This is a genomic window from Glutamicibacter uratoxydans, from assembly GCF_006539925.1.
Lineage (GTDB): Bacteria > Actinomycetota > Actinomycetes > Actinomycetales > Micrococcaceae > Glutamicibacter > Glutamicibacter uratoxydans.
On sequence record NZ_BJNY01000005.1, the window covers coordinates 69930 to 83520 of the forward strand.

12 protein-coding genes are annotated in these 13591 nt (G+C 57.5%); 6 read left to right on the forward strand and 6 right to left on the reverse strand.

Features of this window, described 5'->3' with window-relative positions; all coding sequences use genetic code 11:
* The first annotated feature begins 139 nt into the window (after positions 1 to 139).
* Positions 140 to 742 carry a hypothetical protein gene (locus tag AUR04nite_RS04990; RefSeq protein WP_141362587.1) on the forward strand — a complete coding sequence of 201 codons (603 nt, stop codon included), beginning with the start codon at positions 140 to 142 and terminating at the stop codon, positions 740 to 742.
* Positions 743 to 746: 4 nt separating this feature from the next.
* Here the strand turns inward: AUR04nite_RS04990 and AUR04nite_RS04995 are convergent, their stop codons facing one another.
* The 3 genes from AUR04nite_RS04995 to AUR04nite_RS05005 form a co-directional block, all read right to left on the reverse strand.
* On the reverse strand, positions 747 to 1124 hold the full coding sequence (locus tag AUR04nite_RS04995; protein WP_141362589.1) for a hypothetical protein: 378 nt from the start codon (positions 1122 to 1124) through the stop codon (positions 747 to 749).
* 136 nt (positions 1125 to 1260) lie between these two features.
* The gene (locus AUR04nite_RS05000) at positions 1261 to 3483 is read right to left on the reverse strand and encodes an NADP-dependent isocitrate dehydrogenase (RefSeq protein ID WP_141362591.1); all 2223 of its coding nucleotides are present in this window, start codon (positions 3481 to 3483) and stop codon (positions 1261 to 1263) included.
* A gap of 213 nt (positions 3484 to 3696) precedes the next feature.
* Complete coding sequence (locus tag AUR04nite_RS05005; RefSeq protein WP_141362593.1) at positions 3697 to 4287, reverse strand: TetR family transcriptional regulator; 591 nt, start codon at positions 4285 to 4287, stop codon at positions 3697 to 3699.
* A gap of 168 nt (positions 4288 to 4455) precedes the next feature.
* Between AUR04nite_RS05005 and AUR04nite_RS05010 the strand changes: the two genes are divergently transcribed.
* Entirely contained in the window at positions 4456 to 5862 is a 1407-nt protein-coding gene (locus tag AUR04nite_RS05010) for an MDR family MFS transporter (protein ID WP_246055375.1), read from the forward strand.
* A gap of 91 nt (positions 5863 to 5953) precedes the next feature.
* On the opposite strand, the gene AUR04nite_RS05015 is transcribed toward AUR04nite_RS05010, so the two are convergent.
* The gene (locus tag AUR04nite_RS05015; RefSeq protein ID WP_218024636.1) at positions 5954 to 6094 is read right to left on the reverse strand and encodes a hypothetical protein; all 141 of its coding nucleotides are present in this window, start codon (positions 6092 to 6094) and stop codon (positions 5954 to 5956) included.
* 223 nt (positions 6095 to 6317) lie between these two features.
* Positions 6318 to 7160, reverse strand: a complete 843-nt coding sequence (locus AUR04nite_RS05020; protein WP_141362597.1) for a GntR family transcriptional regulator — start codon at positions 7158 to 7160, stop codon at positions 6318 to 6320.
* Positions 7161 to 7596: 436 nt separating this feature from the next.
* Here AUR04nite_RS05020 and AUR04nite_RS05025 point away from each other — a divergent pair, with 436 nt between their 5' ends.
* Genes AUR04nite_RS05025 through AUR04nite_RS05040 form a run of 4 tightly spaced genes read left to right on the forward strand, consistent with a single transcriptional unit; the run spans position 7597 to position 12377 of the window.
* On the forward strand, positions 7597 to 8661 hold the full coding sequence (locus tag AUR04nite_RS05025; RefSeq protein ID WP_141362599.1) for a 2-keto-3-deoxygluconate permease: 1065 nt from the start codon (positions 7597 to 7599) through the stop codon (positions 8659 to 8661).
* Between the two features lie 58 nt (positions 8662 to 8719).
* Positions 8720 to 9985 (forward strand): RuBisCO large subunit C-terminal-like domain-containing protein, encoded by a 1266-nt coding sequence (locus tag AUR04nite_RS05030; RefSeq protein ID WP_141362601.1) that lies wholly within the window; start codon positions 8720 to 8722, stop codon positions 9983 to 9985.
* Positions 9986 to 9987: 2 nt separating this feature from the next.
* Complete coding sequence (locus tag AUR04nite_RS05035; protein WP_141362603.1) at positions 9988 to 11292, forward strand: four-carbon acid sugar kinase family protein; 1305 nt, start codon at positions 9988 to 9990, stop codon at positions 11290 to 11292.
* A 41-nt stretch (positions 11293 to 11333) separates the two neighbouring features.
* A complete protein-coding gene (locus tag AUR04nite_RS05040; RefSeq protein WP_141362605.1) occupies positions 11334 to 12377 on the forward strand; it encodes an alcohol dehydrogenase catalytic domain-containing protein in 1044 nt (347 codons plus the stop codon).
* Positions 12378 to 12592: 215 nt separating this feature from the next.
* Here AUR04nite_RS05040 and AUR04nite_RS05045 read toward each other — a convergent pair whose 3' ends face one another.
* Positions 12593 to 13546 (reverse strand): ABC transporter substrate-binding protein, encoded by a 954-nt coding sequence (locus tag AUR04nite_RS05045; protein ID WP_141362607.1) that lies wholly within the window; start codon positions 13544 to 13546, stop codon positions 12593 to 12595.
* Positions 13547 to 13591: the final 45 nt, after the last annotated feature.

Below are 13591 nucleotides of genomic sequence, written 5' to 3' on the forward strand. Positions count from 1 at the left end.
TGCTTGGAGACGAGTAGCTTCACGTCACCGAAAGTATCAACTGTTGATACTTTCGGTGACATGCTTATGGGATTGAGCCGAGCTGATCTGTCCGACGAACGTTTCGAATTCTTCCTTCAAGTAAGGAGGGGGCATTTTCATGGCAGTTCATTCTTGGCATGAGCCTGCACCTGTAGCGGGAGACGATGTCTGGTCCCAACTCATGGAGTATGCAGCGAGTGGCCAGTACCTGCTTCATGGTTCTAGATCACGTTCGCTGGAAGTCTTAGAGCCAAGAGCTCCAATTGATTTCAGCCTTGACGACTTTTCAAAGGCGACTGCGGTTTTCGCCACCGAAGACCCGACCTGGGCTATTGCCTATGCGATCCGCTCTCCACAGTGCCCAGGATTTCTCAACGCCTGCTTTTCCTTCGGAACCCAGACGCCAAGCATTCAAAACCGGAGAATCTTCCTGTCCTACGCCCACGGTGCAGATAGCAAGCCATCATTCACCGACGGAATCGTTTATGTCGTCCCGCGAGGTTCATTCAGAAGAATGCCGGCTTACGAAGACCCGCAGCTGGGCTGGATTACCGAATGCCAGTGGGTCAGCGAGTCCACTGTGCCTGTCCTGCAATCCATAGAGGTTTCATTGGCCAACCTGCCGTTGGTTCCGCGTTCGCATAATGCTGAAAGAGTTCGATTGCTGTCCCAGAAGAACCCCTTAGGTTTTCCCTGGCTGGAGCACGAGCCGGAACTGTAGCCGCCTATCCTTCGCGAGGCACGACGACGATTTGAAACTCGTCTTCGTAGACCACCTTGCCTGGGTCATCTGACGTGACCAGTTCGCAGTCAACGCCGTATCGATCCAGCAGCTGAAGATAGGGCGGAATCTTCTCCAGCAGATGCACAGCCGTTGATTTGAACCACGCCACAGCCCCGGGATTTACGTCGTCATCATAGACCTCCGGGAACGCAGCAGTTGGATCAGGGTAGGCAGCGTTGTACCAGTCATTCATGGACCGCCAGAGCCGGTGCTCTTCTTCGCTGAGCAGACCGCGGTTCCCTAAGGAGTTGGCCAGCCCGAAGATCCCCACGTGAATGCCTCGATGGTTCTTCTTCGGCGATTGGAATCGGATGTACATAAAAAAGGGACTCCTGGACGGGCGGTGGGCAGAACTTTTATCCCGATCGTATAGTGCCTGCCAGACCAAGACGACAAAAACGCGTCAGGCGCCGTTCCCCAAAGGGAACGGCGCCTGACGCGTACTTAGTTCAGGACTACTTGTTCAGCAGTTCCAGAGCCTTGTTCAAGGTAGCCGATGGGCGCATGACCGCGGTGGTCTTTGCCTCATCTGGGCGGTAGTAGCCGGCGATGTCTACTGGCTGGCCCTGGACCTCTGCCAGCTCAGCGACGATGGCCTCTTCGTTGGCGTCCAGTGCCTTGGCAACCTCGGCGAACGCGGAAGCCAGCTCGGCGTCCTTGTCCTGCTTGGACAGCTCTTCAGCCCAGAACTTGGCCAGGTAGAAGTGGCTGCCGCGGTTGTCCAGCTCGCCGACCTTGCGCTTTGGCGACTTGTCTTCCAGCAGGAAGGTGCCGGTGGCTGCATCTAGGGTGTCCGCAAGAACCTGTGCGCGGGCGTTGTCGGTAGTTACTGCCAGGTGCTCGAAGGAAGCGCCCAGTGCCATGAACTCGCCCAGCGAATCCCAGCGCAGGTGGTTTTCGGACACCAGCTGCTGCACGTGCTTTGGAGCGGAGCCGCCGGCGCCGGTCTCGAACAGGCCGCCGCCTGCCAGCAGTGGAACGATGGACAGCATCTTTGCCGAGGTGCCCAGTTCCAGGATTGGGAACAGGTCGGTCAGGTAGTCGCGCAGCACGTTGCCGGTCACCGAGATGGTGTCTTCGCCCTTGCGGATGCGCTCGATCGAGTACTTGGTTGCCTCAACCGGGTTCAGGATCTCGATGGTCAACCCGTCGGTGTCGTGGTCCTTGAGGTACTCGTTGACCTTGGCGATCAGCACTGCGTCGTGGGCGCGCTTCTCATCCAGCCAGAACACGATTGGGGTCTGGGAGGCGCGGGCGCGGTTCACTGCAAGCTTGACCCAGTCGCGGATGGCGACGTCCTTGGTCTGGCATGCACGCCAGATGTCGCCTGCGAAGACCTGGTGTTCGATCAGCACGGTGTTGTTCTCATCGACAATCTGGACGTGGCCGTCTGCAGCCAGTTCGAAGGTCTTGTCGTGGGAGCCGTACTCTTCAGCCTTCTGAGCCATCAGGCCGACGTTTGGCACGGTGCCCATGGTGGTTGGGTCGTAGGCGCCGTTGGCACGGCAGTCCTCGATTACAGCCTGGTAGACCCCTGCGTAGGAGGAGTCAGGCAGTACTGCCAAGGTGTCTGCGGTGTCGCCCTTGGCATCCCACATCTTGCCGCCCAGGCGGATCATTGCAGGCATGGAAGCGTCAACAATGACATCGGATGGTACGTGCAGGTTGGTGATGCCCTTGTCGGAATCGACCATGGCAACTGCCGGGCCCTCTTCCAGACCCTTGGCGATCAGCTTCTCAACGCCGGCGCGGACCTCGTCGGACAGCTCGTCCAGGCCGCCCAGGATTGCTGCCAGGCCGTTGTTCGGGTTCAGGCCGGCTGCTGCCAGCTCGTCGCCGTAGGTGTCGAACAGCTCGGAGAAGTAGGCCTTGACCACGTGGCCGAAGATGATTGGGTCCGAAACCTTCATCATGGTGGCCTTCAGGTGTGCCGAGAAGAGGATGCCCTCTTCCTTGGCCCGGGCCACGGCTGCCTTCAGGAAGTCCTGCAGGGCTGCAACGTGCATGACGGTGCCGTCAATGACTTCGTCCTTGAGCACCTTGAAAGGCTTCTTCAGAACCTTGACTTCGCCGTCGGTGCCGACGAAGCGGATGGAGATCGACTTGTCCGCGTCGATGACAACCGACTTCTCGTTGGATGCGAAGTCGTCAACGCCCATGGTGGCAACGTTGGTCTTCGAATCTGCCGACCATGCACCCATGGAGTGCGGGTACTTGCGGGCGTAGTTCTTCACCGACAGCGGTGCACGGCGGTCCGAGTTGCCTTCGCGCAGCACTGGGTTCACTGCGGAGCCCTTGATCTTGTCGTAGCGTGCGCGCACGTCGGTCTCTTCATCCGAAGATGGGTTGTCCGGGTAGTCAGGCAGTGCGTAGCCTGCTGCCTGCAGCTCGGCGATGGCTGCCTTGAGCTGTGGGATCGATGCCGAGATGTTCGGCAGCTTGATGATGTTGGCTTCTGGAGTCTTAGCCAGGTCGCCCAGTTCTGCCAGGGCGTCACCGATGCGCTGCTCTTCGGTGAGGTAATCCGGGAAGGTGGCGATGATACGGCCGGCCAGCGAGATGTCGCGGGTCTCCAGCTCCACACCGGCGGTCGAGGCGAATGCCTGGACGATTGGCAGGAACGAGTGCGTTGCCAGCATTGGCGCTTCGTCGGTGTGGGTGTAAATAATCTTGGCCATAGGTGTGGCGTCTCCCTGAACGTCGTGCGGAAGCGGGTTAACCGCCCTGAACTCAACGTTCCAAATCTACCCGATATTGAGCAAAGACACACTGTTTCTGTGAGGAAAACGCGATGAGCAACACCGATTTAACGCCGAAATGCCGGGCTGAACAGCCGACGAGCAGTTCGTCACATCTAAGTTAATGATCGATAACTCAATGTACAAAAATCGCTATTCGGACAATCCCGCGCACAGCAGGCCCAACGTCGCAATCGCTTGGTCGTAGAGTGCCACGGGATCAGCCTCTTGTCCCGGCTGATCTTCGATGGCGAATCGCTGCCATGCCGCCCGCCAGGTCGTAGCCACCAGTTCGCCGATCAACAGCGACTGCATCGAATCGATTCCATGGCCGTCTAGATGCTTCTGAACAATTTCCACCAGCCATTGCTCCTCCTGCTTTGCAAACGCTGCAAGCTTCGGCTCCGAGAGAATGAGCTGGGAGACCCGGCGGAACTCCGTGGTTTTCACTTCGCACACAAACACTTCCCGGCAGGCGGCAAGCAGCTGTTCAAAAATCTGCGAGCCATCGGCATGAGGCAAGAGGCGGCACCCGGCAATCGCTTCAAAAAGCGCATCGTGTTTGGGAAAGATTGCCGATTCCTTGGATTCGCAGTACCGGAAGAAGGTCCTGTCGGCGATTCCAGCCTGCGCAGCGATTTGGCTGATCGTGACATGTTCCAACCCATCGCGCTCCGCCAAGTCCAAAGCAGCCCGCTGGATCTGTCCGCGGGTCGCTGCTTTGCGCTGCTCGCGAATCCCCATTATTCCTCCCCAGCCAATCAACAAGTATTTTATCTTCTGTCACATTCTGCCACTTTTCTGAATCAAAAGTGGCAGACTATGACAGAATTCAAATTCACTCCACACTCTCAGAAAGAAGGCACAGCGCCGATGGCTCCTACGCTGAGCAAACAAGAAGACACCGGTCAGTTGAGTACCAAGCAGCTGGTCGGCGTCATCATCACCCTCGCGCTAGCGGCCTTCACGATGATCCTGAATGAAACAGTGCTGACCGTTGCGCTGCCCGACATCATGCAGGACCTCAACATCACCGCGACCGCAGGCCAATGGCTGACCACAGGCTTCCTGCTGACCTTGTCCGTGGTCATCCCTACCACCGGCTTTCTGCTCCAGCGCTACAGCCACCGTTCGCTCTTCCACTTTGCGATTATCAGCTTCCTCGGCGGCACGCTCCTAGCGACCTTTGCCCCGAACTTCGCGCTGATCCTATTAGCGAGAATCATTCAGGCGGTGGGCACCGCGATCATCCTGCCGCTGATGATGACCACCACTTTGACCCTGGTGCCGATCAATAAGCGCGGCACCGTTATGGGGCTAAATTCCGTTGTCATCGGCGTAGGCCCCGCCATTGGCCCAACCGCCTCCGGTGCCATCGTGCATTCTCTGGGCTGGCACTACGTCTTCGCCTTGATGCTGCCTATCGGTCTGCTGGTACTGGTACTCGGCGGAATTTTCCTCAAGGTCCCGTCAAATGCCCGCGAGTCCAAAGTGGACTATGCTTCAGTACTCCTTTCTGCTTTAGCCTTCGGCCTGCTGGTCTACAGCATTTCCAACGTTGAAAAGCTCACCGAGCAGCCTGTACTAACCATCGGCGCCCTCGCCGTCGGCGCCGCGTCACTGGTGCTGTTCATCAACCGCCAGATGCGCCTGGCACGCAGCGGCCGCGAGCTGTTGAACTTCATGGTGTTCAAAAACCGCAATTTCAGTCTGGCTATCGTGATCATCATGATTGCCTTCGGCACCATGCTGGGCACCTTGATGATCCTTCCGATCATCCTGCAAACCGGCCGCGGATTCGATGCCCTGGCCATCGGTCTCATGCTGCTGCCCGGCGGCATCGTCCAGGCGGTAGCGGCCCCGATCTTCGGACGCATCTATGACAAGTTCGGCCCGCGGCCGGTGTTGATTCCAGGTACCGCGCTGATCGCTGTTGGACAGTGGCTCTATGCATCATTGGACGCGCAAGCAGAACTGAGCACCTTCATGATGATCCACATGATTTTCTCCGCCGGCATGGCCTTGCTGATGACTGGATTGATGACCTCAGCCATGTCATCGGTGGAACCGCGCTACTACGACCACGGTTCAGCGATCTTCAACACCAGCCAGCAGCTGGCAGGAGCCATCGGCACCACTGTGTTTGTCACCGTGTTGATGTTCGCAGCCAACCTGCAGCTCGACAGCGGAGCCGAAACAGCCGCCAGCTATGCTGCCGGGGCACACACAGCATTCCTCATCGGCGGGGTGATTACAACGCTGACATTCGTTTTGTCACTGTTCATCAAGGAACCTGCGCGTTCCTCTGCACATCGCTAGAACACAGGACGGCAATGGCCTCGGGACCGCAAAGTCCCGAGGCCATTGGTATCTTCTGCCATATAGCTTTACGCGGCAGTGCTGCTATTGGCTACTTTGAGAGGTCTTCTTCCAGATCATCAAGGATTTCATTTGCGCCCACTACGCCGATGCCGACCATCCAGGTTTCATCCTCAACTTTAAAAGTTTTCCCTGCCTTTACAGCAGGTAGCTCCTTCCACAGACATGCCATGGGTAGTGCAGCGTAATTTACTCAAACTCCCGCGCGTTCCGCACGAAGTATCGAAGTTCACACGCCATGTAGGTGTAGCAAAAAGTATGCCGAAAACATCAATATCTGCACGAAGGGTGTAAACATTCTGGTGCGGCGCACAGCGAGCGCCAACCAGACGCCACACATCAGGCAAAGAACCCGGGCAACGAGCACGACCAGTCAGAGTTCCAAGACCCAAGTACTATTGCGAATTTGTGGCCGCACTGACCCTAGCAAGCTCCGATTCAAGTTTCTGAGACATTCGATGCAACTGGGATAGTTCTTGTGCTGAAATCAGACCCGGAGGCGTAACTTTCGCTTCTACGTCGAAGATTGTATTTGGCCTATGCCAAACATTGAACCATTCAAGCCCTCGTCCGTGAGCATCTTGAGTTACGCCTTGGAGCAGGAGAACTGGATCTCCTGTGCAAGATTGTAGAAATTCCGCCAATGCCTCATCGGCTAAAACCGCTTGTACGCTACGCGGACCGCCAACAGGAATATGCCCTCGTTCGCGCATCAGTTGGTGCAAAGATGCGTTTTCCAGTAACTCGACAGAAAAATCACTAAAAGGTGCAAAGGGAACCCAAGTGCGCATGAAGGCTACGGGTACGGATTCCAACATACGTATCCGTTCGATTCGCAACACATCCATAACGCCCAAAGCTTGAGTAGCTTCATCCGGCGCGTTACATCGCTGAATGGAGTGGACATGCGTCATCATCTTTTGGCCACTAGCTGCAGCCTGTTGATCCAAGCCGCCAGCTTGTTGAATGTGCCGCCTCAGAACCGGTGCGGCTGCAACCACGCTGCCCCTGCCACGTTGCCGACGAATCAAGCCTTCTTCGGCCAAACCTGCGAGTGCCTGTCGTACCACACTGCGTGATACGCCAAAATTCTTCTGCAACTCCTCTTCCGTGGGTAGAGGTGTGCCAGCTTCCAGTCCATGGTCGACGATTTGCTGTTGCAGGATGTTTCTTATCTGCGAGTGCAGGGGTTGCCCAGAGGAACGGCTAAGCAAGCTCTCGTGTGGTGCGAAGTTCATACCCTTCCTCGTTTCCCGGCGTGCGCCGATACAATTTTTTGGCCATGCTTCAAACGACTGCCATGCACTTCATTTCAGTCTAATCTCCACCCTTATCATTTCAGCTCTGACGAAGCCTTTTAGCAGTATCTGCCATTGCCAGATGACTTGGAACCAAACTAAAACATTGCCCAGGTCACAGATTTAACTTGACTTGGATCACATCCTGATATTCACTATAACCAGTTGTACGTACAAAAAGTACGTACAACTGGAAGTGAGGGATTCTTTTTCGGCCTCCTCGCCATTGCCGGCTCAAACTACTACTCCGGCGGGCGTGCTAGGACAGTGGATGCAATGGGAAGCTCCAGTGCATCCGTATGACGATTTTCTCCTTTCGATCATTAATTCCCCGTCCACGGTGGCACCGGGGTACTTCGGCAGAAAGACTACGATCATGGCTACTAGCAATCAGGGCAGCACCAGGGATTGGCTGACAAAGTTGTCTGTCATCCCTGGTGCCCTCATGCTCATCCCGCTGTTCCTCGGGGCCATCATTAATACCTTCTTCCCCCAGGCGCTTGAGGTAGGAAGCTTCACCACCGCGCTCTTCCGCGATGGAACCGGAGCGTTGCTCGGATTGTTCTTCTTCTGCCTCGGTTCCCAGCTCGATGTACGAACCACTGGGCCGACACTCGAAAAGGGCATCGCGATCCTTATCGGCAAAGTTGGTATCGGCATCGCCGTGGGACTGGCGGTAGCTTTCTGGATTCCCGGAGGCTCGATCCTCGGCCTGACTCCACTAGCCATCATCGCAGCCATGACCAACTCCAACGGCGCGCTATTCGCTGCGTTGACTGGCCAGTACGGCAATAAGACCGACCGGGCAACGGTGGCAGTGATCGCGCTGAACGACGGACCGTTCATCACTATGATTGCCCTTGGCACCGCGGGCCTGGCCACGTTCCCACTCCAGGACCTCGTTGGCTTGGTCCTGCCACTGGCCTTGGGATTCATTTTAGGTAATCTTTCCCGCACAGCCCGCGAGTTCCTGAGCGTCGGCGAATCCCTCTTGATCCCATTCCTCGGTTTTGTGGTGGGCCGAAGCATTGACTTCTCCACATTGATCACGAGCGGCATGCAGGGCATACTGCTGGGCTTAGCTACCGTCTTAATTTCCGGCCCGGCCTCCATGCTGGTGCTCTGGTGCTTCCACGCGATACATCGCCGACCACGCAAGACCCGTAACCTCATCGCAGGAATGGCAGAAGGGACAACTGCAGGCAACGCCATTGCTACCCCTGCAGCATTGGCCCTCGCCGATCCGGCCTACCAAGCCATCGAATCAGTCGCCACCGCGCAGATCGCAGCCGCCGTGGTCACTACTTCCATCCTGATCCCGTTTGCTGTAGCCCTGGTCGCCAAATGGCAGGCCCGTCGCGGAGTGTCCCCCGAATGGGAGCTCGAATACTACGAGCGGCTTTCCAAGAAAAATCAGATCCCCGAAGCGATGTCCAGCTAAGCCATGCAGACCGTTTCCACGAATTTTTTCAGTACACCACAGAAGTTTGGAGTATCCCATGCGCGACTCTCGGATTGTGCGCTGCACTTACTACATTGAATCAAGCATCGAGCCGGAGAAAGCAGCCGCGTTGCTCGCCGGCGAACAGTCTAGTGGTACTTTCCTCCCAGTCCCGGGCGAATCTGAAAGGATCCGAGTCCGACACGCAGCCCACGTCACCAAGATTGAAAAACTCGGCCTTCGCGCACCGTCCTTGCCTTCACGCGCTACATCTGAAAAGGTCCGTGCTGCGCTGGCAACCGTCGAGTTTCCGATGGAAAATATCGGCACCGATCTGGCGACCCTGCAGACCACTGTGGCAGGCAACCTCTTTGAACTCGGCGAGCTTTATGCCTGCCGACTGCAAGATATCGAGCTGCCCGAAGACTTTATCAATGCCCACCAAGGCCCGGCATTCGGTATTGCCGGCACCCGTAAACTCCTAGGTGGGGTCCAAGGAGCCTTGGTAGGCACAATCATCAAACCCAATGTCGGACTCTCAGAAGATGAATTCCGCCTCGTGGTTCGTGAGCTCGCGTTGGCTTCCATCGACCTGATCAAGGACGATGAGCTGATGACCGACCCGGCCTACCTTCCCTTGGAGCGCCGAGTAGCCGTGGCTATGGAGGAAATCCTTGCGGCCCGGGAAGTCACTGGGCACCACACGATGTATGCCTTCAACATCACCGGAGACGTCGCCGGCCTGCGCCGGCGCCACGACCTGGTGGTCAAGGCTGGCGGTACCTGCGTCATGCTCAATATCCCCGTGATGGGTCTTCCCGCCCTGGCCATGTTGCGCGAATTCAGCGAGGTCGCCATTCATGGACACCGTGCTGGCTTGGCCGCTTCCATGCGCCATCCCGGACTCGGTGTCGACTACAAGGTGTGGCAACAGCTGGCCCGCTTGGCAGGTGCAGACCACCTGCATGCCAGCGGACTGGGAAGCAAGTTCTACGAAACCGATGAAGAAGTATCGGCCAATATTCGCAGCTTGCTGACCCCGCTAGGCAGGACCGAAGCGGTAGTTCCGGTGCTCTCTTCAGGACAGAATGTAGGTACGCCAGCCCCGACCTTCCAAGCCATCGGATCTACCGACCTGATGATGCTCGCCGGCGGTGGCGTCGCCGCTCACCCCGATGGACCCGGCGCCGGAGTGCGCAGCCTACGCCAGGCCTGGGATGCAGCGGTCGAAGGCACCGAACTACGCCAGGTAGCAGCCCACTACAGCAACCGAGGCGACACCGACCTGTTACACGCGGTCAAGAAATTCGTAAAGGATAACTAAGCATGGCACGTATTGGATTTGTGGCCGACGACCTTACCGGCGCCGCTGACGTGCTCGCTCAAGCCCATGCTAACGGCGTCAACGCCGCATTGGTGATTGGCGAAGTCGAATTGCCCGAAGACGTACAGGTGCTCGGGGTCGCGGGCCCGGCCCGCTCTCTGGGCGGCCAGGAGTTTGATGATCTGATCCGTCGGGATGTCGCCACTATCGCCAGCTGGTCGCCTGATGTCTTGCTCTACAAGGTGTGCTCCACCTTCGACAGCTCGCCGGCCATCGGCAGCATCGGACGAGGAATCGAACTATTGCGCGAACGCTACGCAAGCCATGGCCCGGTTCCGGTTCTCCCGGCCCAGCCATCCTTCGGACGGTACACCGCCTTCGGCCACCACTTCGCCAACTACCAAGGCCAGGTCTACCGCCTGGATCTGCACCCGGTCATGTCTCAGCACCCGTCAACCCCCATGTATGATAGCGAGCTGGCGGCCATTCTGACCAAGCAGTTCGCCTCCGGCAACACGCCATCGGTGATCGCGCTGCCCTCCCATGAGCACGGTGAGTTCGCGGCCCAGTGGTCTGCGGCCCGTGAGGATCGGGCACAGGAAGCATTCGTTGTTGATGCCTGCACCGAAGCTCATATGGATGCCGCGGCCCAGCAGCTGCTGGCCGAAGGAACCAACGGACCGCCAGGCATCGTCGTTGGCTCCGGCGGCATCATGGCTGCGCTGACTCGAACCCTTGAGGCTGATCCCCAGAGCGTTCGTAACATTGTCACCGCGCACCCAGACTTACCGGTGCTAGCGGTCAGCGCTTCAGCCTCTAGCACCACCGCGCAGCAGATCGCCAAGGCAGTGGACCAAGGATGGACCGAAGTCCCGTTGCCCCAAGAGCTCTTGCACGGACCCAACAAGGAATTGCATCGCCAACTGGTGACCGAGGTGGCCGAAGCACTGCAGGCTGGGCGCCATGTGGTGGTGCATTCCACGAAAGGTGCGAACGACCCTCGATTCACCGACGGCCCTCCCGTAGATCCTGGCCACTTGGGCGCGCTCATCGGCGATGTCGCCGCTCAAATGGCCGAGGCACAACTCACCGCAGACATCGCAGTCTTCGGCGGCGATACTTCCAGCCACGCGCTGATCAGTATGGGCATTTCCCAGCTTCGGGTAGCCGCCCAGTTCGTCACCGCAGGACCAATCGTCCAACCACACGGTTCCTCCCGTGTTGCCGGCTGTAACTTGCTGCTCAAAGGCGGGCAGGTCGGTCCGACAGATATCCTCAACCGTTTCGCCCGTCTCACCGGGCACTGAAAACCACTACTTCTTCGCATCAATTCTGGAAAGGACCAGCCATGCGCGCCATTCTCAAAACCTCCGCTGAACGAGGAGCCACCTTCACCGCCGACGCCGAGCATCCAAAGGCCATGCCTGGCATGGTGGTGCTGGAAATCGGCGCTGCCTCGCTGTGCGGCACAGATCGCGAGCTCTACGAGTGGACTCCCTCAGCCCAGGCCTTTAACCTGAACCTCCCTGTGGTATTGGGCCATGAGGGCGCGGGAACCGTGGTGGAGGTGGGCGCCGGGGTCACCAACCTTAAGATCGGCGACCGCGTGGCCCTGGAGAGTCATCTAGCGTGCGGACAGTGTTTCGCCTGCCGAACCAGCAGTGCCCATACTTGCGAGAAAACCAAAATCCTAGGCATGCACTTCGACGGGGTCTTCGCCGAATACTCTGCGGTGCCTGCCGAGATCTGTGTACCCCTGCCAACCGACCTTTCTCTTGAGTCCGGGGCGCTGCTGGAGGCAACAGGCGTAGCCGTGCATGCGATCCAGCGTGCAAACTATTCTGTGGCTGGCGGTTCAGTGCTGGTCAGCGGAGCCGGACCGGTGGGCCTGGCCACTATTTACCTGTCGCTACATCTAGGCGCCTCGCATGTAGTGGCAGTAGACCCGAATCCTTTCCGCAGAGCGCAAGCCGAACGGCTAGGGGCCATCGCATTGGATCCGAGCGATAATGTCGTGGAGCGCTGCCGTGATTTGGCCGGTCGCCGTGGCGGTTTTGAAGTGGGCTTTGAATGCTCCGGTGCACCAGGCACCCTGGATGTTCTCTTCGAAGCGGTGCGGCGTGAAGCCACCGTGGTGACCGTTGGGCACCCAGGTCGTACCTCGCAGATCGACGTCGCGGCCTACATCAATAAAAAGGGCATCACCCTGCGTGGAATTTTTGGCCGCCGTCTCTGGGAGACCTGGGAGCAGAGCCTACAGCTGCTGGATTCGGGCCGGGTGGAACTGGATTGGCTCGTCACCCATCGCATGCGATTGGAGCAGATGGACGAAGCAATTGAACTACTCACTGGAGACGCCTGCAAAGTGCTGCTGGTTCCTTCACTTACCTAGAACAAGTTTCTGGAAATCAAGATATTCACCTACGGTCATTCCCGAATCGAGACGGTGAAGGTCACCCGCCTCTCACACCACCCCATCTCCAGGGGACTTCCACCCTTAAGTAAATGCCCATACCGGGTGTACATGTCGATGGCCTCGGAACCGCAAGGTCCCGAGGCCATCGGCATCTTCTGCCTTATAGCATTAGGCAGCCGTGCTGCTCTTGGCTACTTTGAGAGGTCTTCTTCCAGATCATCAAGGATTTCATTTGCGCCCACTACGCCAATGCCTACCATCCAGGTTTCATCCTCAACTTCAAAGGTTTTCCCTGCCTTTACAGCGGGTAGCTCCTTCCACAGACCGGTCACCTTGGACATTGTGGTCGCGTTGGGGTCTCCACCTGGATTCGCATAGAATACAACGTCCCCGTCGATCTGCTCGAATTGTTCAGGACTCAGTTCCTTCATCGAGTATTCATTCCAGCCTTCAGAACCAAGATCGAATCCAACCTCGGTCAGAAGCGAGCCTGAGAAGGAATCTGGGCCATAGAGTCGGAAATTATCTGGGCGGAAACGAACCATCGACAAGGTAGTGCCCTCAGCCCCGATTTCCTCGCCGACTTCATGAGCGCGAGTTTCCAAGGAAGCAAGCTGTGCTTCCATTTTCTCGCTCTGTCCGACAGCAGCAGCGGTGACTCTGGCCTGTTCCTGCCAGTCAGTTCCAGAATTCTCCGAAAAGACTGTCGGCGCGATGGCAGATAGCTCCGAGTAGATCGCCTCGTGACGGACTTTGGACCCAATGATCAAATCAGGCTTAAGTTCTGCAATCTTGTCGATGGATGGCTCCGATGTCAGCCCTACGCTGCTGACCTTGCCATCATCCAAGTCCAAGTACTCAGGCAATCCGCTGCCCGCACCCGATTCAGTAGCTCCCACTGGAGTGATGCCCAGAGACACCAGAGCGTCTAGATGAGGTGAATCCAAGACGACAATGCGCTGTGGGGTGCTTGGCAGCTTGGTCTCACCCATGGCGTGTTTCACTTGATAGCCCTGTTGCGAGGAGGAGGCGCTTGCTGATGGTGATGCGTCGGTGGCTGAGCTTGCGCACCCAGTCAATGCCAAACCGGTGATGAGCAATGCTGAGGTAGCGGAGAAAAGCCGGGCGCGAGTAATAGGAGCCATTAACATTCCTTTATTATTATCTGGTGAGCAAGCATAGTCTAACCT

What these genes read in the sequence shown, in the direction of transcription:
- AUR04nite_RS05030 (WP_141362601.1), top strand. Translation starts at nt 8,720, where the DNA reads ATGCGCGACTCTCGGATTGTGCGCTGCACTTACTACATTGAATCAAGC.
- AUR04nite_RS05015 (WP_218024636.1), bottom strand. Translation starts at nt 6,094, where the DNA reads ATGGCATGTCTGTGGAAGGAGCTACCTGCTGTAAAGGCAGGGAAAACT.
- AUR04nite_RS05040 (WP_141362605.1), top strand. Translation starts at nt 11,334, where the DNA reads ATGCGCGCCATTCTCAAAACCTCCGCTGAACGAGGAGCCACCTTCACC.
- AUR04nite_RS05000 (WP_141362591.1), bottom strand. Translation starts at nt 3,483, where the DNA reads ATGGCCAAGATTATTTACACCCACACCGACGAAGCGCCAATGCTGGCA.
- AUR04nite_RS05020 (WP_141362597.1), bottom strand. Translation starts at nt 7,160, where the DNA reads ATGAACTTCGCACCACACGAGAGCTTGCTTAGCCGTTCCTCTGGGCAA.
- AUR04nite_RS05005 (WP_141362593.1), bottom strand. Translation starts at nt 4,287, where the DNA reads ATGGGGATTCGCGAGCAGCGCAAAGCAGCGACCCGCGGACAGATCCAG.
- AUR04nite_RS05025 (WP_141362599.1), top strand. Translation starts at nt 7,597, where the DNA reads ATGGCTACTAGCAATCAGGGCAGCACCAGGGATTGGCTGACAAAGTTG.
- AUR04nite_RS04990 (WP_141362587.1), top strand. Translation starts at nt 140, where the DNA reads ATGGCAGTTCATTCTTGGCATGAGCCTGCACCTGTAGCGGGAGACGAT.
- AUR04nite_RS05035 (WP_141362603.1), top strand. Translation starts at nt 9,988, where the DNA reads ATGGCACGTATTGGATTTGTGGCCGACGACCTTACCGGCGCCGCTGAC.
- AUR04nite_RS05045 (WP_141362607.1), bottom strand. Translation starts at nt 13,546, where the DNA reads ATGGCTCCTATTACTCGCGCCCGGCTTTTCTCCGCTACCTCAGCATTG.
- AUR04nite_RS04995 (WP_141362589.1), bottom strand. Translation starts at nt 1,124, where the DNA reads ATGTACATCCGATTCCAATCGCCGAAGAAGAACCATCGAGGCATTCAC.